General features: G+C 74.4%; 15 protein-coding genes. 4 read left to right on the plus strand and 11 right to left on the minus strand.

The window, feature by feature from the left end:
• The 9 genes from ACFO0B_RS29235 to cobC form a co-directional block, all read right to left on the minus strand.
• Positions 1–270, minus strand: a complete 270-nt coding sequence (locus tag ACFO0B_RS29235; RefSeq protein WP_378616518.1) for a hypothetical protein — start codon at positions 268–270, stop codon at positions 1–3.
• A complete protein-coding gene (locus tag ACFO0B_RS29240) occupies positions 267–1229 on the minus strand; it encodes a YihY/virulence factor BrkB family protein (RefSeq protein WP_378616520.1) in 963 nt (320 codons plus the stop codon). Before ACFO0B_RS29240 ends, ACFO0B_RS29235 begins: the two co-directional genes overlap by 4 nt.
• 160 nt (positions 1230–1389) lie before the next feature.
• Positions 1390–8670, minus strand: a complete 7281-nt coding sequence (locus ACFO0B_RS29245; protein ID WP_378616522.1) for an amino acid adenylation domain-containing protein — start codon at positions 8668–8670, stop codon at positions 1390–1392.
• 163 nt (positions 8671–8833) lie between these two features.
• Positions 8834–11293: an FAD-dependent monooxygenase gene (locus tag ACFO0B_RS29250; RefSeq protein ID WP_378616524.1), complete on the minus strand. Its 2460-nt coding sequence runs from the start codon at positions 11291–11293 to the stop codon at positions 8834–8836.
• Positions 11294–11579: 286 nt separating this feature from the next.
• A complete protein-coding gene (locus ACFO0B_RS29255) occupies positions 11580–12761 on the minus strand; it encodes a bifunctional RNase H/acid phosphatase (protein ID WP_378616526.1) in 1182 nt (393 codons plus the stop codon).
• The gene (locus tag ACFO0B_RS29260; RefSeq protein WP_378616528.1) at positions 12758–13495 is read right to left on the minus strand and encodes a zinc ribbon domain-containing protein; all 738 of its coding nucleotides are present in this window, start codon (positions 13493–13495) and stop codon (positions 12758–12760) included. The genes ACFO0B_RS29255 and ACFO0B_RS29260 overlap by 4 nt, the downstream gene beginning before the upstream one ends.
• A gap of 72 nt (positions 13496–13567) precedes the next feature.
• Positions 13568–14209, minus strand: coding sequence for a hypothetical protein (locus ACFO0B_RS29265; protein ID WP_378616530.1), 642 nt, complete (start codon positions 14207–14209; stop codon positions 13568–13570).
• Positions 14210–14299: 90 nt separating this feature from the next.
• Positions 14300–15421: a Nif3-like dinuclear metal center hexameric protein gene (locus tag ACFO0B_RS29270; protein WP_378616532.1), complete on the minus strand. Its 1122-nt coding sequence runs from the start codon at positions 15419–15421 to the stop codon at positions 14300–14302.
• Entirely contained in the window at positions 15418–16503 is a 1086-nt protein-coding gene (cobC, locus tag ACFO0B_RS29275; RefSeq protein WP_378616534.1) for an Rv2231c family pyridoxal phosphate-dependent protein CobC, read from the minus strand. The genes ACFO0B_RS29270 and cobC overlap by 4 nt, the downstream gene beginning before the upstream one ends.
• 106 nt (positions 16504–16609) lie before the next feature.
• Between cobC and ACFO0B_RS29280 the strand changes: the two genes are divergently transcribed.
• Both ACFO0B_RS29280 and ACFO0B_RS29285 read left to right on the plus strand, forming a co-directional pair.
• Positions 16610–17035, plus strand: coding sequence for a low molecular weight protein-tyrosine-phosphatase (locus ACFO0B_RS29280; RefSeq protein ID WP_378617281.1), 426 nt, complete (start codon positions 16610–16612; stop codon positions 17033–17035).
• Complete coding sequence (locus ACFO0B_RS29285; protein ID WP_378616536.1) at positions 17035–17901, plus strand: SURF1 family cytochrome oxidase biogenesis protein; 867 nt, start codon at positions 17035–17037, stop codon at positions 17899–17901. The genes ACFO0B_RS29280 and ACFO0B_RS29285 overlap by 1 nt, the downstream gene beginning before the upstream one ends.
• 1 nt (position 17902) lies before the next feature.
• Here the strand turns inward: ACFO0B_RS29285 and ACFO0B_RS29290 are convergent, their stop codons facing one another.
• The gene (locus ACFO0B_RS29290) at positions 17903–18853 is read right to left on the minus strand and encodes a cobalamin biosynthesis protein (protein WP_378616538.1); all 951 of its coding nucleotides are present in this window, start codon (positions 18851–18853) and stop codon (positions 17903–17905) included.
• Positions 18854–18937: 84 nt separating this feature from the next.
• Between ACFO0B_RS29290 and sigJ the strand changes: the two genes are divergently transcribed.
• Positions 18938–19858, plus strand: a complete 921-nt coding sequence (gene sigJ, locus ACFO0B_RS29295) for an RNA polymerase sigma factor SigJ (RefSeq protein WP_378616540.1) — start codon at positions 18938–18940, stop codon at positions 19856–19858.
• On the opposite strand, the gene ald is transcribed toward sigJ, so the two are convergent.
• Complete coding sequence (ald, locus tag ACFO0B_RS29300; protein ID WP_378616542.1) at positions 19859–20968, minus strand: alanine dehydrogenase; 1110 nt, start codon at positions 20966–20968, stop codon at positions 19859–19861.
• A gap of 216 nt (positions 20969–21184) precedes the next feature.
• Here ald and ACFO0B_RS29305 point away from each other — a divergent pair, with 216 nt between their 5' ends.
• Positions 21185–21700 carry a gamma carbonic anhydrase family protein gene (locus ACFO0B_RS29305; protein WP_378616544.1) on the plus strand — a complete coding sequence of 172 codons (516 nt, stop codon included), beginning with the start codon at positions 21185–21187 and terminating at the stop codon, positions 21698–21700.
• Positions 21701–21751: the final 51 nt, after the last annotated feature.

A 21751-nucleotide genomic window follows, 5' to 3' on the forward strand; every position in this document is an offset into this window, starting at 1 on the left:
TCAGCTGTGCCTGCGGAAGATCCGCCAGGTCACCAGCCCGGCGACGGAGCCGAGCAGGACCTTCGGCACCCAGGGGCGGCGGGTGGGGTCGAGCGCGGCGTCCTGGCCGCGCTGCACCAGTTCCTCGGCCTGCTCGCGGATCTCGCCCGCGCGCTCGGCCGCCACCCGCACCGACTCGTCCGGTTCGCCGCCACCGCTCGCCCGTACCTCGGCGGCGATCTCGGCGATCCGCTCCTCGCCCGGCGTTGCCTTGTCCCCGGTGCTGGTCATGGCTGCTTCTCCTTGTCGTGGTCGGGAATGTCGCGCAGCGGGAGGAAGGGCTCCTCGTCCGGCGGGAGCCCCTGCTCGATCCGCCTGCCGCGGGCGATCTCGGCGTTGAACTCGGCGCCGAGCAGCACCGCGATATTGGTGATCCAGAGCCAGACCAGGAAGATCACGGCGCCTGCCAGCGAGCCGTACACCTTGTTGTAGGAACCGAAATTGGCCACGTACAGCGTGAATCCGGCGGAGGCGACGATCCACACCAGCACCGCGAGCACGCTGCCCGGGGTGATCCAGGTGAAGCCGGGCTGCTTGGCGTTCGGCGCCGCCCAGTAGAGCAGCGCGATGGCCAGGCTCATCAGGATTGCCAGTACCGGCCACTTGACGATGTCCCACGCGGTGACCGCCGCCGAGCCGATGCCGAGCCAGCGGCCCACCCGCTCCGCCACCGACCCGGTGGCGACCACGCCGAGCGCGACGATGCCGAGCAGTGCGACCATGGCCGCGGTGAGCCCGAGCCGCATCGGGACGGTCTTCCAGATCGGGCGCCCCTCCTCGACCTCGTAGATGGCGTTGGCGGCGCGGATGAAGGCGCCGATGTAGCCGGAGGCGGCCCAGAGCGCGGTGGCGATACCGATGATCGCCAGCGGGCCCGCCGCCGACTGGCTGTTCTGCAGCTCGTTCACCGCGTTCACCAGCAGGTCGGTGCCGCTGCCCGGCCCGAGTTCCCGAATGGTGTCGATCAGCTCGCCGGTGGCGGTCGGGCCGAGCGAGCCGAGCAGCGCGGTGAGCACGATGATGGCCGGGAAGACCGAGAGCACGCTGTAGTAGGTGAGCGCGGCGGCCCAGTCGGTGACATTGTCCCGCTGGAACTCGCCGACCACCCGCTTGAGCACCCCCCACCAGGTGCCCCTGCGCAGCACCCGGGGGCTGCCCGACCAATCGATCGGCCGGAACTTCGCTCGCATTGCCACATCCGGCATGGTTCACCTCCCGGTCTTGCGCCGGGTACCCGGGTGCCGGTAGAGCAAACGGGGGGTGGAAGGCGCTGCGCGGCAGCCGCTTCCGCCCGTGCTCTGACCGGTACCCGCGGCGCCGCGCATCGGCCTCGCCGCAGGTATCCCCTGGTCAGCGCCGATCGGCGGCGGCGAGCACCTCGTTCAGCCGGGCGGCGACCTTGCCGACGTGCGGCTCCACCATCATGTGCAGGTGGTCGCCGGGCACCGGGAACACCTCGAAGGCGCCCCCGGCGTACTGCGCCCAGCCGTTGTTGTCGCTGTCGAACATGCTGCCGACCATCCTGTGCGCGAAGTCGACGCCGGGCGGCAGCTCACCCTCCGCGCGCAGCAGGGTGATGTCCCGGTCGAGCGGGGTCAGCTCGTACTCCAGCAGCGCCACGTAGTTGGCGTGGAACACGTCGTAGAGCCGCCGGATGGCCTGCGGTGAGCTCTCCGCGGGCAGGATGCCGGAGTCGATCGCCTCGGCCAGCATGACGTCGAAGAGCGCCTCCGCGCCGTGCACGTCCGGCTCGAACTCGGTGCGCACGGCCTGCTCGCCGCGGGCGTACCAGATGAGCTCGAGGAAGAACCAGCGGATGAGCTGCTCCTCGGCGATCTGCTCGCGGTGCTCCAGCCTGCGCAGCGCCATGGTGTCGAGCAGCGTCACGCCCGCGACCTCGTCGGCGGGGAGCAGCCGCGCCATCTCCAGCGCGACGGTGCCGCCGAAGGACCACCCCGCCAGGTGGTACGGGCCGTGCGGGCGCACCCGGCGGACCGCGTCCAGGTAGGCGGCGGCCATGGCCGGGACGGTCTTCTCCGGGGTGCTGCCCGGGTCGGCGCCCGCCGCCTGCAGCGCGTAGACCGGGCGCTCCGGGTCGAGGTGCCTGGCCAGCGCCAGATAGCAGAGCACATTGCCGCCGATCGGGTGCACCAGGAAGACCGGCGCCTTGCCGGACCGCTCGGTGCCGGGCACGGTGATCGGCACCAGCGGGTCGAAGGTGCGCCGCACCGAGCCGGAGCGCAGCAGCGCCGCCAGCCCGGCCGCGGTCGGCGCGCCGACGAAGGCGTCCAGCGGCACCTCGGCGCCCCAGCGCCGGGAGAGCCCGAGCACCACCCGCATGGCGCCGATGGAGGTGCCGCCCGCCGCGAAGAAGTCGTCGTCGGGGCCGATCTCGCGCAGCCCGGCGAACTCGGCGAGCAGGTCGACCGCGCTGCGCTCGTACTCGTCGCTCGGTTCGCGCCGCTCACCGGTGGATTCCGGCGCGGCGGCGGCCAGCGCGCGCAGCGCGGCGTCGTCGCGCTTGCCGCTCGGGGTGGTCGGCAGCTCGGGCACCCAGACGAAGCGGCCGGGCACCATGTGCGCGGGCAGCACCGCGCGCAGCTGCTGGCGCAGCGCGCTCTGGTCGGTGACCGCGGAGTCGCCGACCAGGAAGGCGATCAGCGCGCCGTCGATCCCGCCGTAGCCGCGCGCGACGACGGCCGCGTCGGCGATGCCGGGGAACCGGTCGATCAGGGCGTGGACGGCGATCTCCACCTCGGCGGGCTCCACCCGGAAGCCGCGGATCTTCACCTGGCTGTCGCTGCGGCCGAGGCAGACCACGTCGCCGGTGTTCAGCCGGAGGCCGAGATCACCGGTGCGGTAGCGGATCCCGCCGCCGGGGCCGGCGACGAAGCGCTGCGCGGTGAGCGCGGGGCGGGCGTGGTAGCCCTGCGCGAGGGTGCGTCCGGCCAGGTAGAGCTCGCCGATCACGCCGTCCGGGACCGGGCGCAGGGCGAGGTCGAGCAGCTCGACGGCGTCACCGGGTACGGCTCGGCCGATCGGGGGCAGCGCCGGGTACCCGGCGGCCGGGCCGCGCAGCGCGAAGGTGGTGGCGACGTGCGATTCGGTGGGGCCGTACTGGTTCTCCAGCAGCAGTCCGGGCACGGCGGCGCAGAGCGCCCTGATCTCGTCGGTGATGCGCAGCTGCTCGCCCGACGACACCAGCACCCGCAGTGCGACCGGGAAGCGCTGCCGCGCGACCGCGGCCTCGGCGAAGGCCTGCAGGGCGACGTAGGGCAGGAAGAGGCGTTCGATCCCGTCGGCGATGACGGTGTCGAGCAGCTCCTCGACGTCGGCGCGCAGATCGGCCGAGCTGACCCGCAGCGTGGCGCCGGCGGCCAGCGTGCTGAAGATCTCCTGGAAGGACACGTCGAAGCTGAGCGGGGCCAGTTGCAGGGTGCTCCCCCGACCGAGCCCGGAGGCGGTGCGGTTCTGCCACTCGACCAGCGCGGTCAGGCCGCGGTGCGGCATGGCGACGCCCTTCGGCTCGCCGGTGGAGCCGGAGGTGAAGAGCACGTAGGCGATGGACTCCGGGCGCACCGGCGGCAGCGCGGCCGCCGGGGTTGCACCGGCCGCAACGTGCGCACCGGCCGCGGCGAACGACCCGATCGCGGAGGAGACACCGGCCGCAGCCGGCATCCCCGCCGCGGCCGGCGTTGCGGCCGGCGTTGCGGCCGCGGCGAGTACGGCGGCTGCGTCGAGGACCAGCGCGGGCTCGGCGACGATGGCGGCGTGCTCGGCGTCGGCGATGACCCGGTGCGGCTGCGCCCGGTCGATCATCAGGTTGAGCCGGACCGGCGGGTAGCCGACGTCCAGCGGCACGCAGGTGACGCCGAGCCGGGCCAGCGCGAGCACCAGCAGCACCAGCTCCGGGCGGCGGTTCATCAGGATGCCGACCCGGTCGCCGGGGGTGATGCCTGCGCCCGCCAGCGCGCGGGTCAGCGCCTCGACCCGCTCCACCAGCTCGGCGTAGGTGAGCCCGCCGGTGTCGCCTGCCAGCGCGAGGGTGGCGGGGTGCAGCGCGGCCGCCTCGAAGACCAGGGTGCCGACGTCGCGCGCGGTGGCGGGGCCGGCCACCGCGTACGGGTCGGCGACGATCCCGGCCAGCATCCGCAGGTGGGTGAGCGCGACGGTCTCGCACTGATCGCCGGTGAGCCCGGCGTCGCCGTCGACGCGCAGCCACCGCCTGCCGTCGCGCGGGTCGGCGGCGACCGTGACCAGCAGCTGGAAGTTGGTGTCCTCGCGGGCGTCCAGCTCGCCGATGCGCACCGCCCCCTCGTCCAGCAGCGGGGCGAGCAGGTGGTAGTTGACGTAGTTGAAGGCGGTCTCGAAGACCGGCCCGCCCTCGGCCAGGATGGCGCGCAGCGGGTAGCGGCGGTGCGGGTAGGCGGCGCGCTCCCGCTCGGCGATCCGCAGCACCGCGTCGAGCCAGGTGGTCGCGCTCGCGTCCAGCCGGATCGGCAGCGTGTTGAGGAAGAGCCCGGCGACCCGCTCGGCACCCGCCCGGTCCGGCCTGCCGTGGCCGACGACGCCGGTGGTGACGTCCGGGCGGCCGGTCAGCACCCGCAGGCTCAGGCAGTGCGCGGTCAGGTAGACCGCCTTCTCCGGCACCCGGTGCTCGGCGGCGAAGGCCGCCACCCGCTCGGCCAGTGCCCGCGGGACCAGCGCCCGCGCCCGCGGCGGGGCGGCGCCTGCCGGCTGGTTGGCGCGCTGCGCGATGAGCGCGGTCGGCTCGGCGCCTGCCAGGCTCGCGCGCCAGAACTCGCGCGCGGCGTCGTCCTGCGCCGCGATGGTCTCGGCCCGCGCGTACTCGGCGAGCACCCTCGACGGGTGCGGCTCCGGGTCGATCGGCGCGCCACCGGCGCCGATCCGGTGCAGGTAGTCCCGCAGCAGCTCGAGCACGGCGGTGGCGACGCTCCAGCCGTCGAGCAGCGCGTGGTGGAAGCTGAGCACGAAGTCGAGCGCGACCCGCTCCCCCGCGGTGTCGCGCAGGAAGACCCGCGCCTCGTGCAGCGGCGCGACGGCCGGGTCGTAGTCGGCGTGCCTGCGCTGCTGCACGTACTCCTCGACGGCGGCGTCGGCGACGTGCCGCTCGCTCCCGGTGAGGTCGACGACGTTCAGCCGGTGCAGCGGGTCGGCGTGCACCACCTGCAGCGGCACCGAGTACCGGCTCAGCTCGAAGGACGAGCGCAGCGCGGGCTGCCTGCGCACCAGCCCCTCGAAGGCGGTGCGGAACTCGGCCTCCCGCCACGGCAGCTCCAGCCGGTACCGGAAGACGTCCTTGTAGGTGATCGAGCCGGCCCGCTCGATGCTGTGGTAGAGCATGCCGAGCTGCAGCGCGGTGGCCGGGAAGGCGTCCTCGGCGCGGTGCAGCGCGGCCCGGTCGATCAGCGGCACCGTCTCCAGCGCGGTGGTGACCGGGGCGGCGAGCGCCGCCGATCCGGCCCCGACCACCTCGGCCAGCCCGGCGATGGTCGGCCGCTGGTAGAGGGCGTCGACCTGGAAGCGGAGCCCGGCGCGCTCGGCGGCGGTGCGCATGCTCAGCGCCAGGATGGAGTCGCCGCCGTGCGTGAAGAAGTTGTCGTGCACGCCGATCCGCTCGATGCCGAGCAGCTCGCACCAGACCAGGGCCAGCGCCGCCTCGACCGGGGTACGCGGCGCGACCGCGGCCTCCCCCGCGTCGGCGGCCTCCGCGGCCAGCGCCCCGCGGTCGAGCTTGCCGTTCGCGGTGAGCGGGATCCGGGCGACCCGCAGCAGCCTGCTCGGCACCATGTACCGCGGCAGCCGCTCGGCCAGCCAGGTCTCGATCCCGGCGGCGGTGGCCTCGCCGACGTAGTAGCCGAGCAGGTGCGCGGTGTGGCCGTCGCGCTCGTCCAGCACCGCGGCGGCCCGCACGCCGGGGCAGCCGAGCAGCGCGTTCCGCACCTCGCCGAGCGTCACCCGGTTGCCGCGGATCTTCACCTGGTCGTCGAAGCGGCCCAGGTACTCCAGGGTGCCGTCGGCGCGCCAGCGGGCCAGGTCGCCGGTGCGGTAGCGGCGCCTGCCGGAGACCCCGCGATCGGCGACGAAGGCGGCGGCGGTGAGCTCGGGCCGGTTCCGGTACCCGCGCCCGACGCCGATGCCCGCGATGTTCAGCTCGCCCGCGATGCCGGGCGGCAGCCTGCGGCCGCGGTCGTCGAGGACGAGCAGGTCGATATTGTCGATCGGCCGCCCGATCGGCACCACCGGCACCGGATCCAGGCGCGGCACGTCGAAGTACGAGACGTCGACGGTGCCCTCGGTGGGGCCGTACAGGTTCACCAGCTGCGGCGGCTCCAGCCGGGCCGCGGCGTAGGCGGTGCGGAAGCGCCGCACCAGCGCCGGGGGTAACTCCTCGCCGCTGCAGAACACCAGCCGCAGCGTGCCGAGCCGGTGCACCGCGTCCCGATCGGCCTCCAGCTCGTCCAGGAAGGCGGCGAGCATCGAGGGAACGAAGTGCAGCACGGTCACGCCGTGCTGCTCGACAGCGGCCAGGATCCGGCGCGGATCGCGCTCCCCGCCCGGCTCGAGCAGCGCGACCGCGGCGCCGACGCCCGCCCACCAGAACAGCTCCCACACCGAGACGTCGAAGGTCGCGGGCGTCTTCTGCAGCACGATGTCGGCACCGGTCAGCGGGTAGCGGCGCTGCATCCAGGTGAGCCGGTTGACCACCGAGCGGTGCTCGATCTGCACGCCCTTGGGGACGCCGGTGGAGCCCGAGGTGTAGATGACGTAGGCGAGCCCGGCCGGGTGCGAGCGGTTCTCCACCCCGCGCGGCAGCGGCCGCACCTCGCCGGGCGCGATCCTGGTGATGCCGAGCCGCCGGTACAGCCGGTCGTGCTCGGCGTCGGCCAGCACGAAGCGGGCGCCGCAATCGCGCAGCACCGTCTCGATCCGGCTCGCCGGGTAGCCCGGATCGAGCGGCACGTAGGCGCAGCCGGCCCGGACGACGCCGTGGATCGCGGTCAGCATGCCGGTGGAGCGGGGCAGCAGCACCGGGACGCAGTCGTCACCGGTGGCGCCGAGCCCGGCCAGCTTCGCGGCGATCCCGGCCGCGGCGGCGGCCAGCTCGGCGTAGCTGAGCGGAGCGGCGCCCGGCTCGGCGGGGAGCACCGCGATCCGCTCCGGCCCGGCCTCGACCTGCTCGAGCAGCTGCCGGTCCAGCGTGGTGTACGGGAACTCCGCGCGCGGGCCCGCCTCCCAGCCCGCGATCCGCTCGGCGGCGCGGAAGCCGAGCAGCGGCAGCTCGCCGATCGGCGTCTCCGGGGCGGCGAGCGCGGCGGTGAGCAGCGCGCCGAACGAGCTCAGCGCGGCCTCGATGCGCAGGTGGTCGTCGAAGACGTCGGTGTCGTAGAGCAGCTGCAGCGTCACCGAGCCGTCGCTGCCGCTCTCCGCGACCACGATGCTCAGCGCCTCCTGGCCGGGGCCGGGGTTGAGCATGGCGCACTTGGCGAGCAGCTCCTGCACGTACGCGGCGTCCGGCAGTTTGGTGAAGGAGTAGGAGACGTCGTAGAGCGGCGGCGCCGTCGGGTCCGGCGCGAGCGCCTTGGTGAGGTCGCCGAAGGGGAAGCGCTGGTGCCGCTTGCTCGCCTTGATCTGCTGCGCCACCTGGGCGGCGAGCGCGGCGAGCGGCTGGTCGCGGTCGACCCGGACCCGCAGCGGGACGGCGTTGGTGCGGTGGCCGAGGGTGCGGTAGGTCTCCGGGGTGGCCCGGTTCAGCATGGGGACGCCGAGCACCACCTCGTCGGTGCGGTGCACCGCGGTGAGCCAGGCGGCCAGCGCGGCGGCGGTGTAGGCGTAGGCGCTGAAGCCGGTGGCCCGCACCCGGTCCATGAACTCGCCGGGGATCATGGTGCCGTAGTGGCCGCGCACCACGAGCGGGCGGCCGGAGCGGCCGGGGAAGAGCGCGGGGCGCACCCCGTCCAGGGCCGCGAGCAGCGTGGCGCGATCGTTCCCGTAGTCATCGGAGGCCAGGTAGGCGGCGTCGGCGGCGGCGATGGCGCGGTAGGTCGCGGCGGAGCGGTCGGTGTGCTCGTTGACCGGCTCGGGCTGTGCCAGCTCGTCGAGGGGCACGTCGGTCATCCGGTAGGCCGAGTCCAGCTGTGCGATCACCAGGTTCAGGCCGTAGCCGTCCATCATCGCGTGATGGACCGAGATGAACAGGAAGAACCGGTCCGGCCGGTCCACCACCGCGGCCAGCCGGGCCGGGTGCTCGGGGGTGTCGGTGGCGCCGACCTCCTGCCACATCCAGCGCTGTGCGGCCGCCTCCGGGTCCGGCTCGCCGGTCAGGTCGGCGACCCGCACCGGCGCGATGTCGTCGCTCACCCACTGCCGGAACTCGCCGTCGGCGAAGCCGAACCGCAGCCGCAGCGAATCGTCGCCGCGCAGCACCCGCTCCCAGCAGGCCTGCAGCCGGGGCAGATCGAGCGGCGCGTCGATCCGGAAGCTCAGTACCGCCTGGGCGACCGGCTCCGGCGCCAGCCGGAAGGCCACGCCGAGCACATCCCGCTGATACGGGCTCACCGGCCAGGTTTCGGCCGAATCCCCCAGCCCGCCTTGCTTTTCGGTTGTCAAAAGGTCACTCCTCGACGCAGTGCGAAATCACGTGCGGCACGACCATCGCTGCCATGTCCCCCTGGTCTCGACGGCCAGTTCGTCGGTGTGCACTCGGTGCCGAGCCGTGCCTGGACGCGGACCCCGCCAGCGGTCGCGAAGATCGTGGCGCGTGCGAATCGGGTCAGAGCGCGCCGAGCAGCCCCCGCACCGTCTCGTCGGCCAGCCGCTCCGCCCGCTCCGCGGAGACGGCGGGCTCGACGTAGCCGAGGTTGATCGCCAGCTCGCCGTTGAGCACGGTCGCGGTCGCCGAGACGAAGCCGCAGACCGACATGCCCGCCACGAACTGCGCGCCGGAGATCCGCCACGCGCCGAGCTTGTCCGGGAACGCGGGGCGCTCCAGGTAGGTGAGACACAGGTGGCCGGGGCCGTTCTTGTCCATCATCGTCACCGCCGACCCGGCCTTCGCGGCCGACTTGGGCGACGTCAGCCGGAGCAGCTCGAGCGCGGCGAGATGATCCCGATCGGCGAGCCTGGTGCCGAGCGCCCCCGCCAGCTCGGTGGCGACCTGCCACAGCGGCGTCCACGGCGCGTACTCCGCGGTGGAGCTGATCAGCCCCTGGTAGACGCCGACCTCGGCATCCGAGACCGGCAGGTGCTCCCGGAAGTTCAGCAGGCTGCCGATGGCGTAGGTGGCGGGCTCCTCGACCCCCGCCTCCCGCGCGGCGGCGCCGATCAGCGCCGCCGCGACCGCCGCCCGCACCCCGACCCCGTGCTGCGCGCACCGGGCCAGCAGCACCTCCAGCCGGTCGCCGTCGATCCGGCGGTGCAGCACCCGGCTGCGCCGCTGCGCCGGCTCGGCCAGCTCGGTCGGCCGCAGGCGCTTCGCCTTCTTGAATCGAGCCTGCTGATCACGCAGCACCGAGGAGGCCAGGTGCCTGGCCCCGCCGACGCCATCCGGGAAGAACTCCTCCGCGCCGGGCCGCACCGGCGCGGCCGGGTACTCCCCCGCCTCGCCCGCCGCGACCCGCAGCACCTGCTCGGCCACGGTCAGCGCGCTCTCCCCGTCGCCGACGGCATGGTGCAGGGTGATCAGCAGATCCGCCCCCGACCCGTCCGCGGCGTGCACCAGCACCGCGCGGGCGAGCGGGCCCGCGGCGGTGTCGAACGGCTCGGCGAGCTCGGTGCCGTCGATCTCGGCGAGCCACCGCTCCGGCTCGGCGGCGGTCACCTCGCGCAGCGGGATCTCCCGCTCCGCAGGCACGAACTCGGGCTCGGTGCCGTCCGGCTCCGCGCGCACCGCGACCCGCAGCGCGGGGTGCCTGCGCTGCACCTCGGCCAGCGCCGCGCGCAGCCGCTCCGGCTCGACCGTTCCGTGCACCCGCGCCCGCGCCACCACGTGCAGCGGCGCCAGCTGGTCGGCGATCCAGTGCCAGCGCTCGGCCGGGGTGAGCGCGCGCGGCAGCTCGGCCACCGGGCCCGTGAGCGACGGGAAGGACATCGGCTTGCTCAGCTCGCGCAGGAAGAACTCGGTCGGCGCGAGACGGAAGTAGGTGTTGCGCAGCGCGACCAGCTTCGCGTCGGTGGTCTGCTCGATCATGCTGAGGCTGCGCGAGCCGTCGACGAACATGGCCGAGCGCTCGATCCGGGACCGCTCGTAGCGCCGCAGCCCGTGCGCCGGGTCGACCGCGGAGCGCAGCGCGGAGGCCAGCGCGACGGCGTCCTCGATGGCGGCGTTGGCGCCCTGGGCGAGCGCGGGCAGCATGGGGTGCGCGGCGTCGCCGAGCAGCGTCACCCGGCCCCGGCCCCACGCGGTGAGCGGCGGGCGATCCTGGGCGGGCACCGCGAGAACGGCGTCCTCGTCGGTCTGCTCGATGCAGGCGCGCACCTCGGGCGCCCAGTCGGCGTAGAGCTCGAGCAGCTCGGCCTTGCCGCCCTTCCAGTCGGCGGCCTCGGCGGCGGGCAGCGTCTTCGTGCCCCACCAGTACACCCGGCCGTGCCCGATGTCGTGCAGCCCGAACCGCATTCCGGTGCCCCAGTAGTGCGTCGACGAGCCCGGCCCGACCGCCGCGTGCTCGAACGGGATGCAGGCCAGCCAGCAGACGAAGCCGCCGGGGCGCGGGTCGGCGCGGCCGTGCAGCTGGGCGCGGACCACGCTGTGGATGCCGTCGGCGCCGATCAGCGCGTCGCCCTCGGCGACCCGGCCGTCGGCGAACTCGACCCGCACGTGGTCGGGGCCGTCGACGAAGCGGGTGGCGCGGGCGTCCAGGTGGATGGGGGTGTCACCGGCCGCGGCGCGCAGCGCGGCGTGCAGGTCGGCGCGGTGGATCGCGATGCTCGGCGCGCCCAGCCGCTCCTCCTGCTTGCCGACCGGCAGCTCCCGCAGCGGTTTCCCGTCCGGGCGGCAGAAGCGGAAGCTCTCGACCCTGGCGCCGCGCTCCAGCAGCTCCCGCTCCAGCTCGGGGCCGAGCGTGCGCAGCGCGTGGACGGCATTGGACTGCACCGAGAGCGCCGAGCCCTGCGCGCGCAGCTCCGGCCCGGCCTCGTAGACCTCGACGCCGATTCCGGCGTGCCGGAGCGCGACCGCCGCGGTCAATCCACCGATCCCGGCACCGAGCACAACGACCTTCGCCGGACCGACCATAGAACGTGCACTCCCATCGAACATCCCCGGCAACGCAGCCCGGGGCGCACCGGCACCACCTCGCGAGAATGCCCTGCTCACAACCGGTTTCACCGGGAGGAGGGAGATGTCCGTGCTTGACCGCGTGAAAGCCTACCGGCGGCCGGGGCCGGAAACGATCCGGAGTGAGATTCACCGCAGGCTTCCCGGTTCGGCGGGCGGAAAGCCTTGCGATGCGCGATAATTCGCGGTCACTCCGGCCGGTGGCCGCGCCATGGGAGAAGAACCGCAGGTCAGTGCCGGTGTTCTAGAGGTACGAGGTGTCGTTCACCAGCCGGACCGAGGCGCCGCCGTCCGGGTAGAACTCGGCGATGGAGAGCGCGGCGAGATCGAGGTGCAGGCGGTACAGCAGGGTCGGGCCGACATCCAGCGCCAGCTGCAGCATGGTCTTGATCGGGGTCACGTGGCTGACCACGAGCACGGTCCGCTCCGGGAAGCGGGCGAGCAGGTCGTCGCGGGCGCGCTCGATCCTGGCGCGCACCGCCGCGAAGCTCTCGCCACCGGGCGGCGGGAGGGCGGGGTCGCCGAGCCAGGCGGCGTGCGCGTCGGGGTCGCGGGTGGCCGCCTCGGTGAAGGTGAGCCCCTCCCAGGTGCCGAAGTCGGTTTCGATCAGGTCGTCGACGACCTCGGCGCGCAGGCCGAGAGCCGCTGCCGCGGCCGTCGCGGTCGCGTGCGCGCGGGCCAGGGGCGAGCAGACGACGGCGTCGATGCCGCCGCGGGTCGCGAGCATCGCCGCCGCGCGGGCGGCCTGCTCTTCGCCGACCTCGTCCAGGGGCGGGTTGCCGGGGCCGGAGTAGCGGCGTTCGACCGAGAGGGCGGTGCGGCCGTGGCGCAGGAGCAGGAGGCGCGTCGGCGCGCCCCTGGCCCCGGTCCAGCCCGGTGCGCGGTCGCGCCCGTTGAGCGAGTCTTCGCTCGCTACCGCTCGCCCGGCGCCGGAGGCGGCGGGGCTCGGCTGCGCGGGCCGACCGCCCACGCCACCGGCTTCCGCGGCGAGCGGCGGCACCTCGACGCCGGCGGCGGCGTCCATCGCCTCGTTGGCGAGGCGGTCGGCATGGCTGTTGCGCGCGCGCGGAATCCAGGTGAAGGTGACGGCGTCGAACTTCGCGACCAGGCCGCGCGCCTCCTCGGCCAGCGGGATCATCGACGCGTGCTTGACCTTCCAGCGCCCGGAGAGCTGCTCGACCACGAGTTTCGAATCCATCCGGACCTCGACCCTGGCCGCCCCGAGCTCGACGGCCGCCTCGAGGCCTGCGATCAGCCCGCGATACTCCGCGACATTGTTCGTGGCCACCCCGATGCTCGCGCGCCGCTCGGCGAGCACCTCGGCGCGCTCCGCGTCGAACACCACCGCGCCGTACCCGGCCGGTCCGGGATTGCCGCGCGACCCTCCGTCCGCCTCGACGACCACCGTGTCCGGCCGGGCGCTCACAGCCCCGATTCCTTGGTGCGCACCAGGATCGCCCCGCACTCCGGGCAGCGCAGCACCACATCCGGCTCGGTCTTGGCGATCCGGCCGATCTCGCCGCGGTCCAGCTCGATCCGGCAGGCGCCGCAGCGCCGCGCCTGCAGCAGCGCCGCCCCGACGCCGTGCGCCGCGCGCTGCTTGTCGTAGAGCGCGAGCAGCTCACCGGAGAACTGCCCGACCAGCCCGGCCCGGTCGTTCTCGCAGCGCCGCTGCGCGACGTCGAGATCGGCGACGGCCTCGTCGCGCCGCCGCTGCGCGTCGGTCAGCTCCGCTTCGGCCCTGCTCAGCCTGGCGCCCGCGTGGTCGTGGTCGGCCGCCGACGCCTCACGCCGCTCCATCACCTCGAGCAGGTCGTCCTCCAGCGCGCCGCGGCGCCGCTCCAGGCTGGCCAGCTCGTGCTCCAGGTCGGTGAGCTGCTTGGCGTGCACCGCGCCGGAGGTGAGCATGGTGCGGTCGCGCTCCTCGCGCTTGCGGACCGCCTCGACCTCGCCCTCCAGCTTGCGGATGTCGCGATCCAGGTCGTCGATCTCGATCTCGACCTTGACCGCGGCGTCCTTCTGGGTGTTGCGCTCCGCCTCCAGCCGGTCCACCTCCTGCTGCTCGGGCAGCACCTTCCGCCGGTGCGCGATCCGCGACAGCTCGGCATCGGCGGCCGCGAGCCGGAGCAGCGCGGCCTGGATCGATGGTTCGACATTCACTGCGGGCAGACTCCTGGGGTACGGGGGCGGGTGGCACGAGCCGGTCCACCACCGTACCGCGCAGCGGGGTGCCTACTCGGCGGGCCTGGTCTTGATGGCGTCGCGCGAGATGAACACGTCGAACTCGCCCGGCGTCGCGATCACCGCGTTGCCGTAGGCCGAGCGCACGAAGGGCTCGGTGTACCAGCGGCCCTCGTCCATGTCCTGGAAGAAGTCGCGGTCCTCGCCGTTCAGGAAGACGTGGTTCTGCGCGGTCGCGACGCCGTCCAGCCGCTGGCCGTAGAGCCTGGTCACCTTGTACCCGGAGTGGAAGCCGAGCGCGTTCACCCACGGCTCCAGCTCGACGATGTTGGCCTGCAGCACCCAGAGGTCGCCCTCCACCTGGTAGGTCTCGGTGCGCTCCTCGTGCTGGTCGTCGCCGAAGAGCGTGACCCGCACCTCCATCCGATGCTCCTGCCCGGCAACGGGGGTGGCGACCACGTGCGCGGCCTTCACCTCGCCGGCCAACCCGAGGTAGGTCTGCACCAGGGTGACCACCCAGAGCAGGAGCAGGGCGGCGACGAGCAGCACGACGCCGCTCGTGCCGCGGCCGAGTAGGGCGCGCAGGCCGAATCTGCGCATACGGACCAACGCCGAAACCAGCAGTGCCACCGCGACGACGATCGCAACGATCAGACCGACCTGCAGCACCCCGAAATCCACCGGGTAACTCATGCCGTGGTTATACCCCTGCCGGAGCGGGAATCTCGGGCGAATCGGGTACGGAACCGAGCCGTCACCTCCGCGTGACGCGCCGTTCGCCGCTCAGTGCCCGCAGCCGACGGTCCACGGGTCGGTGCGCAGCGCCGACACGTGCGTGGTCAGCCCCGGCAGCGCGTGCCGGACCAGCGCCGCGGCCTGTGCGCACCAGGGAAATTCGGTGGCCCAGTGCGCGGCGTCGATCAGCGCCGGGCCGCCCGCGCGCAGGTGCTCGTCGGCGGGGTGGTGCCGCAGGTCGGCGGTGAGGTAGGCGTCGACTCCGATCCGCGCGACCGTGCCGAGGAAGGAATCTCCGGCGCCGCCGCACACCGCGACCGTCCGCAGGACGCGCTCCGGGTCGCCCGCGGCGCGGACGCCCCACGCGGTGGCGGGGAGCGCGGCGGCGGCGCGCGCGGTGAAGGCGCGCAGGGTTTCCGGGGTGGGCAGGGTGCCGATGCGGCCGAGGCCGGTGCCGGTGGGGAGGGCGGCGCGGGTGCTGATGTGGAAGGCGGGCTCCTCGTACGGGTGCGCGCCGCGCAGCGCGGCGAGTACTTCGGTGCGGCGGCCGGGCGGGGCGATCACCTCGAGGTGATCCTCCGGGACGCGGGTCAGCTCGCCCTTCGTGCCGACGGCCGGGTTCGCGCCTGCCACCGGGCGGAACTGGCCGGTGGACGGGGTGATCGAGGCGCAGTCGCGGTAGTTGCCGGTGCCGCCCGCGCCCGCGGCGAAGAGGGCGGCGGCCACCGCTTCGGTGTGCTCGTGCGGGACCTGGACGGTCCAGTTGTCCACCGGGGCCGCGTCCTGCGGGTCGAGTGGGCGGAGGTCGGTGAGGCCGAGCGCCTCGGCGAGTGCGTCGGAGACGCCGGGGGCGGCGGAGTCGGCATTGGTGTGCGCGGTGAAGAGGGCGCAGCCGGCGCGGATGAGGCGGTGCAGGAGGGCGCCCTTCGGGGTGTCCGCGGCGACGGTGTCCACGCCGCGCAGCAGCAGGGGGTGGTGTGCGACCAGGGCCTGCGCCCCCGCCTCGATCGCCTCGGTGACCACGGCCTCGGTGGCGTCGACGGCGAAGTGCACGCGGTGCACGGGTTCGGCCGGGTCGCCGCAGACCAGGCCGACGGAGTCCCAGGATTCGGCAAGCGACGGGGGGTAGGCGGTGTCGAGGATCGCGGTCAGTTCGGCCAGGGTGGTCATGGGCGCGGGATCCGTCCTGTCGGTGCGGGGTGGTCGGGGGCGGCACCGGCACGGTGGTCGCGGATGGCGGTGGTCAGGGCAGCTACGGCGGTGGCGTCGCGGACGGCGACGCGGAGGTGGTCGGGGGTGAGGCCGGGGAAGGTGTCGGCGCGGCGGACCGCGATGCCGTTGCCGGCGAGGTGGGTGCGGAGGGCGGTGGCGTCCGGGGTCTCCAGCAGGAGGAACGGCGCCGCGGCCGGGGTGTGCACGGCGATGCCGATGGCGCGCAGCTCGGCGATCATCGCTTCGCGTTCGGCGGCGATGGTCAGCGCCTCGCGCCCGGCCCCGGCGACGGCGCCCGGCTCGGCGGTGGCGGTGATCGCCTCGAGCTGCAGGGTGCCGAGCGGCCAGTGCGGGCGGCCGTGCGCCAGCCTGGCCAGCAACTCGGGGGCACCGAGGAGGTAGCCGCAGCGCAGGCCGGCGAGCGCCCAGGTCTTGGTCAGGCTGCGCAGGACCAGGACGTCCGGCGCCGCGAACCCGGCCAGTGACTCGGGTTCGCCGGGGACCGCGTCCAGGAAGGCCTCGTCGACCACGAGCACCCGCCCCGGCCTGCGCAGCGCGGTGATCGCGGCCGCGGGGTGCAGCACCGAGGTCGGGTTGGTCGGGTTGCCGAGCACCACCAGGTCGGCGTCGTCCGGCACCGCACCGGGATCGAGGGTGTAGGGCGGCTCCAGAACGACCCTGCGCACCGGGACCCCGGCCGCGCGCAGCGCGAGCTCCGGCTCGGTGAACGAGGGGTGCAGCACGACGGCCGCGCGCGACCCCAGCTTCGGCAGCAGCGCGAACCCCTCGGCGGCGCCACCGAGCAGCAGCACCTCCTCCTGGCTCCGCCCGTGCCTGCCCGCCACCGCCGCCCGCGCCCGCCGCTCGTCACCGGCGGCCGGGTACCGCGCCAGGTCGCCCAGCCGCGCCGCGAGCCGCTCCCGCAACCACGGCGGCGGCGCGTTGCCGCGTACGTTCACCGCGAAATCGAGCATGCCCGGGCCCGCCTCCACGTCGCCGTGGTGCCGCAGCGCGGCGTGGTCGATGGTGTCCTCGGGCACGTCCGCACACCCTACGTGGCCGGGCACCTGCGGCCGCGGGGACAATGGCGGTGTGGGTGAGCTGCACGTGTCCTTCGTCTGTACCGGCAACATCTGCCGATCGCCGATGGCGGCGCGGGTCTTCGAATCGCATCTGGAGCGGGCCGGGCTGGCCGAGCGGGTGCGGGTGACCAGCGCAGGCACCGACGACTGGCACGTCGGCAACCCGGCCGACCCGCGCACCGCCGCGGTGCTGCGTCGCAACGGCTACGCCGACGCGCACGTCGCCGCGCAGTTCGGCGCCGCGCACCGGGACGCCGACCTGGTCGTCGCGCTCGACACCGGCCACGAGCGCGCCCTCGCCCGGCTCGGCGTGCCCGCCGGCCGCCGCCGGCTGCTGCGCAGCTTCGACCCGGCCGCCGACGGCCAGGACGTCCCCGACCCGTACTACGGCGCGGACGACGGCTTCGATCTGGTCCGCGCCCAGATCGAGGCCGCGGTACCCGGCCTGCTCGACTGGGTGCGCGCCGAACTCGCCGGGGGGCCGCGCTGATGCGCCGCCTCGCCTTCCTGCTCCGGCCCAGCTGGCTGATCCTGGCCGCGCTGGTGGCCGGCTTCGCCTACCTGTGCTTCACCGTGCTCGCGCCGTGGCAGCTCGGCAAGAACACCAGCACCGAACACCGCAACCAGCTGATCGCCGATTCGGTGCGGGCCGAGCCGGTGGAGATCGGCGAGCTGCTCGCCGCCGACTCCGGGGTGCGGCCGGACGAGGTGGAGTGGCGCCGGGTCACCGCCACCGGCGCCTACCTGCCGGACAGCACCGTCCTGGTCCGGCTGCGGCACCTGGACGGTGCGCCCGCATACACCGTGCTCGGCGCCTTCCGGCTGGACGACGGCCGGGTGCTGCTGGTCGACCGCGGGCTGGTGAAGGCGGTGGACGGGTCGCGGCCGCCCGCCGTTCCCGACCCGCCCGCCGGGCCGCAGCGGATCGAGGCGCGGGTGCGGGACAGCGAGGGGGTGGCGCCGGATCGGGCGCCGTCGACGCAGGACGGGTTCCGGCAGGTGTACTCCATCGACACCGGGCAGCAGGCCGAGCTGCTCGGGGTGCCGCTGACCAGCGTGCCCACCGGGGGGCGGGGTGGGTATCTGCAGGTCGACGCGGGGCAGGCCGGGGTTTTCACGCCGAGTCCGCTGCCGCAGCTCGACTCCGGGCCGTACCTGTCGTACGGGTTGCAGTGGCTGGCGTTCGGGGTGATGGCGCCGCTCGGGTTGGGGTACTTCGCGTACGCCGAGATCCGCGCCCGGCGGGCCGAGAAGGGTGGATCCGCCCCGGTCGCAGAGGTCTCCGAGGTCGCCTCGCCCGAGCCGGTCTCGACCGAGCAGCGGCTGGCCGACCGGTACGGCCGCTCGCGACGCTGACCTAGGGTCGGAACGCCGACGGCTCAGCGCCGCCTCCCCGGGGTGACAACACCCCTGCCCCGGCGACGGCGACGAGCACCGCTCCGAGCTGGACCAGCTCGGAGAGCAGCACGGCCCGGCGGAGGTCCCTGACCTCGGGGGCACGGCCGGAGCCGAGGACCGGGCGGAGTTCGGTGCCGTGCTCGTAGCGGGTCGGCCCGCCCAGGCGGATGCCGAGGGCGCCGGCGGCGGAGGCCTCGGCGACCCCGGCGTTGGGGCTCGGGTGCGCCCCGGCATCCCGGCGCCAGGCGGCGAGCGCGCCCACGGCACTGCCGCCGAGCAGCGGCGCGAGCACGACGGTGAGTGCCCCGGCGAGCCGGGCGGGTACCAGATTGGCGAGGTCGTCGACGCGCGCGGCCGCCCACCCGAAGCGCAGGTAGCGCGCGTTCCGGTACCCGATCATGGCGTCGAGGGTGTTCACCGCGCGGTACCCGAGCAGCCCGGGCACGCCCGCGACCGCACCCCAGAACAACGGGGCGACGGTCGCGTCCGACGTGTTCTCGGCAATGGACTCCAGCGCGGCCCGCGCGAGCCCGTCGGCATCGAGGTACTCCGGATCGCGCCCGCAGAGCGCGGGCAGCAGCGCCCGCGCGGCCGCGATGTCCCCGGACTCCAGCGCATCCGCCATCCGCCGCCCGGTCCGAGCCAGGCTGGTACCGCCGAGAACGGTCCACGTGGCGAGCGCGACCACGGGCCAGCCGCCCCGCCCGACGACACGCCCCAGCGCGAGCACCGAGCCCACCGCGACCACCTCGTGCACCACCCCGGCCACCCGCGCATCGCGATACGTCACCCGCTCCAGCGCGAGCGCGGCGCTCCCGAACCCCGCCACCGGATGCCACCGCCGCGGATCACCGAACGCCCGGTCGATGGCGAAGCCGAGCGCGAGACCGATGGAGGTGGAGACGGACACCCGGCGACACTATCCGGTCCTGTCACACTCGGAACGGCCACATCGTCCACCCGACGACGGCCCGAGAGACGAACGGCGGACGGCATGACCGACGAGACGACCGCGCTCGCGCGCGAATTCGAGCAACACCGGCCCTACCTGCGCAGACTCGCCTACAGCACGCTCGGCAGCCTGGCCGACGCCGACGACGTGGTGCAGGAGGCGTGGCTGCGGCTGCAGCGGCACACCGAGTCCGGCGGCGCCCCGATCGAGAACCTGCGCGCCTGGCTCAGCACCGCAACCGGCCGGCTCGCGCTCGACCACCTCGGCTCGGCCCGCGTACGCCGGGAGCAGTACGTCGGCGAGTGGCTCCCCGAGCCGGAGGTGACCGCGTCGACCGACCCCGCCGACCGCGTCACCCAGGACGAACGGGTGACCACCGCGCTCCTGGTCGTCCTCGAATCACTCTCCCCCGCTGAGCGCACCGCCTTCGTGCTGCAGGACGTCTTCGGCATGAGCGGCCCCGAGGTCGCCGACGTGGTCGGCCGCACCCCGGCCGCGGTCAGGCAGCTCGCCTCGCGCGCCCGCAAGCGGGTGGAGGACGGCACCCCGCGCTTCCCCGCCTCGCCGGACGAGCACGAGCGGGTGGTCTCCGCCTTCGCGCTGGCCTGGCGCTCCGGCGACCTCGCCGCGCTGCTCGGCGTCCTGGACGAGAAGGTCAGCATGACCGCCGACGGCGGCGGCAAGGTGCCCGCCATCCGCAGACCGGTCGCCGGCGCCGAACTGGTCGCCAAGCTGCTGGTCGGCTGGTACCACGCACCGGCCGCGAAGCACGGCTGGGGCCGGGCGGTGCTGGTCAACGGCAGGCCGGGGCTGCTCGTCTTCGACGGCAACCACACCGGGGTCTTCGCCTTCACCGTCGACGCGGGCCGGATCACCGCCATCCACGTCGTCCGCAACCCGGACAAGCTGCACGACCTGCCCGAGGCCGGCGAGCCGGACTGGTACCTCACCGACCCGGAGTGATCAGTCCAGGTCGGGTGCGGTGACCGGGATGCCGTGCGCCGCACCGACCTCCGGTGAGAAGAGCTTCCCGTTCGCCACGGTGAGCCCGGCGACCAGCCCGCGGTCCGCTCGGCACGCGGCGCGCACCCCGCGGTCCGCGATGGTGCGCACCGCGGGCAGCGTGGCATTGGTGAGGGCGACCGTGGCGGTGTGCGGGACCGCGCCCGGCATGTTGGCGACGCAGTAGAAGAGCGCATCCGCCACCCGGAAGGTCGGGGCGGCGTGCGTGGTCGGGCGTGAGTCGGCGAAGCAGCCGCCCTGGTCGATGGCGATATCCACCAGCACAGCGCCCGGTCGCATCCGCCCGACCAGCGCGGTGGAGACCAGCTTCGGCGCCCGCGCGCCCGGCACCAGCACCGAGCCGATCACCAGGTCGGCGCCGCGCACCGCCCGCTCGATCTCGGTGTCGTTGGACGCGACGGTGACGATCCGGCCGCCGAAGCGCACCTCCAGCTCGCGCAGCCTGGCCTGGTTGGTGTCGAGCACGGTCACCTGCGCGCCCATCCCGGCGGCCACCTCGGCCGCGCAGGCGCCTGCCACCCCGCCGCCGAGCACGACCACCTCGCACGGCCGCACCCCTGGCACCCCGCCGGGCAGCACCCCGGCCCCGCCCAGCGGCGCCATCAGGTGGTACGCCCCGACCTGCGCGGCCAGTTTGCCCGCCACCTCGCTCATCGGCGCGAGCAGCGGCAGCGAGCCGTCGGGGGCGCGCACCGTCTCGTAGGCGAGCGCGGTGACACCGGAGCTCAGCAGCGCCTCGGTGCAGGCGCGGGAGGCGGCCAGGTGCAGGAAGGTGAAGAGCACCTGCCCCCTGCGCAGCCGCGGGTACTCGGCCGCGATCGGCTCCTTCACCTTGAGCACCAGCTCGGCCGCGCCCCAGAGCTCGTCGGCCTCGGAGACCGCGATCGCGCCGGACTCGGTGTAGTCGACATCCGCGAACCCGGACCCCGCACCCGCGCCCCGCTCGACCAGCACCTCGTGCCCGTGCCGGACCAGCTCGGCGGCGCCCGCCGGGGTCAGCGCCACCCGGAACTCCTGTTCCTTGATCTCCCGCGGTACTCCGATGCGCATGGGGTCATCGTGGCGCACAGTCCTCCGGTCCGGGCCCCGCCGCGCCGCGCCGCTGCACCGCACCCGATCCCGCCACGTAAGCGGCAGTCCCGCAGCGGTGGCTGCTGCACCAGCGGGCGGACGCGGCCGGGCTGCCGCTGGAGAACACCGACGAGACGGTCGAGCGGGTCGCCGGCCGGGCACCGCGCGCAATTCCGGCCCGGCTAGGTTCGGGGTATGCGAATCGAGATCGGCGGCCACGCCCCTGACATCGACGAACGCGCCTGGGTGGCGCCGACCGCGACGGTGATCGGCCGGGTGACGCTCGCCGCGGAGGTCAGCATCTGGTACGGCGCCGTGCTGCGCGCCGATCTGGAGACCATCGCCGTCGGCGCGGGCAGCAACATCCAGGACGGCTGCGTGCTGCACTCCGACCCCGGCTTCCCGCTCACCGTCGGCAGCGGGGTCTCGGTGGGCCACAATGCGATCCTGCACGGCTGCACCGTCGAGGACGACGTGCTGGTCGGCATGGGCGCCACCGTCCTGAACGGCGCGGTGATCGGTGCGGGCAGCCTGATCGCGGCCAATGCCCTGATTCCGGAGGGCGCGCGGATTCCGCCCGGTTCCCTGGTCGCGGGCGTTCCGGGCAAGGTGCGGCGCGAACTCGGCGACGCCGAGCGCGACGGCATCAAGCTGAACGCCGCTGTGTACCTTCACAACACCACCCCCCACCGGGACGCCACTCCGCTGTGAGCGGCAACACACCCCCGAGTACCACCTGGCACCGTTGGTAACATGATCACA

It is taken from the genome of Nocardia jiangsuensis, from assembly GCF_042650385.1.
In the GTDB taxonomy this organism is placed as follows: domain Bacteria; phylum Actinomycetota; class Actinomycetes; order Mycobacteriales; family Mycobacteriaceae; genus Nocardia; species Nocardia jiangsuensis.

What these genes read in the sequence shown, in the direction of transcription:
- ACFO0B_RS29235 (WP_378616518.1), bottom strand. Translation starts at nt 270, where the DNA reads ATGACCAGCACCGGGGACAAGGCAACGCCGGGCGAGGAGCGGATCGCC.
- ACFO0B_RS29240 (WP_378616520.1), bottom strand. Translation starts at nt 1,229, where the DNA reads ATGCGAGCGAAGTTCCGGCCGATCGATTGGTCGGGCAGCCCCCGGGTG.
- ACFO0B_RS29250 (WP_378616524.1), bottom strand. Translation starts at nt 11,293, where the DNA reads ATGGTCGGTCCGGCGAAGGTCGTTGTGCTCGGTGCCGGGATCGGTGGA.
- ACFO0B_RS29265 (WP_378616530.1), bottom strand. Translation starts at nt 14,209, where the DNA reads ATGAGTTACCCGGTGGATTTCGGGGTGCTGCAGGTCGGTCTGATCGTT.
- ACFO0B_RS29270 (WP_378616532.1), bottom strand. Translation starts at nt 15,421, where the DNA reads ATGACCACCCTGGCCGAACTGACCGCGATCCTCGACACCGCCTACCCC.
- ACFO0B_RS29280 (WP_378617281.1), top strand. Translation starts at nt 16,610, where the DNA reads ATGGCGGCGCGGGTCTTCGAATCGCATCTGGAGCGGGCCGGGCTGGCC.
- ACFO0B_RS29285 (WP_378616536.1), top strand. Translation starts at nt 17,035, where the DNA reads ATGCGCCGCCTCGCCTTCCTGCTCCGGCCCAGCTGGCTGATCCTGGCC.
- sigJ (WP_378616540.1), top strand. Translation starts at nt 18,938, where the DNA reads ATGACCGACGAGACGACCGCGCTCGCGCGCGAATTCGAGCAACACCGG.
- ald (WP_378616542.1), bottom strand. Translation starts at nt 20,968, where the DNA reads ATGCGCATCGGAGTACCGCGGGAGATCAAGGAACAGGAGTTCCGGGTG.
- ACFO0B_RS29305 (WP_378616544.1), top strand. Translation starts at nt 21,185, where the DNA reads ATGCGAATCGAGATCGGCGGCCACGCCCCTGACATCGACGAACGCGCC.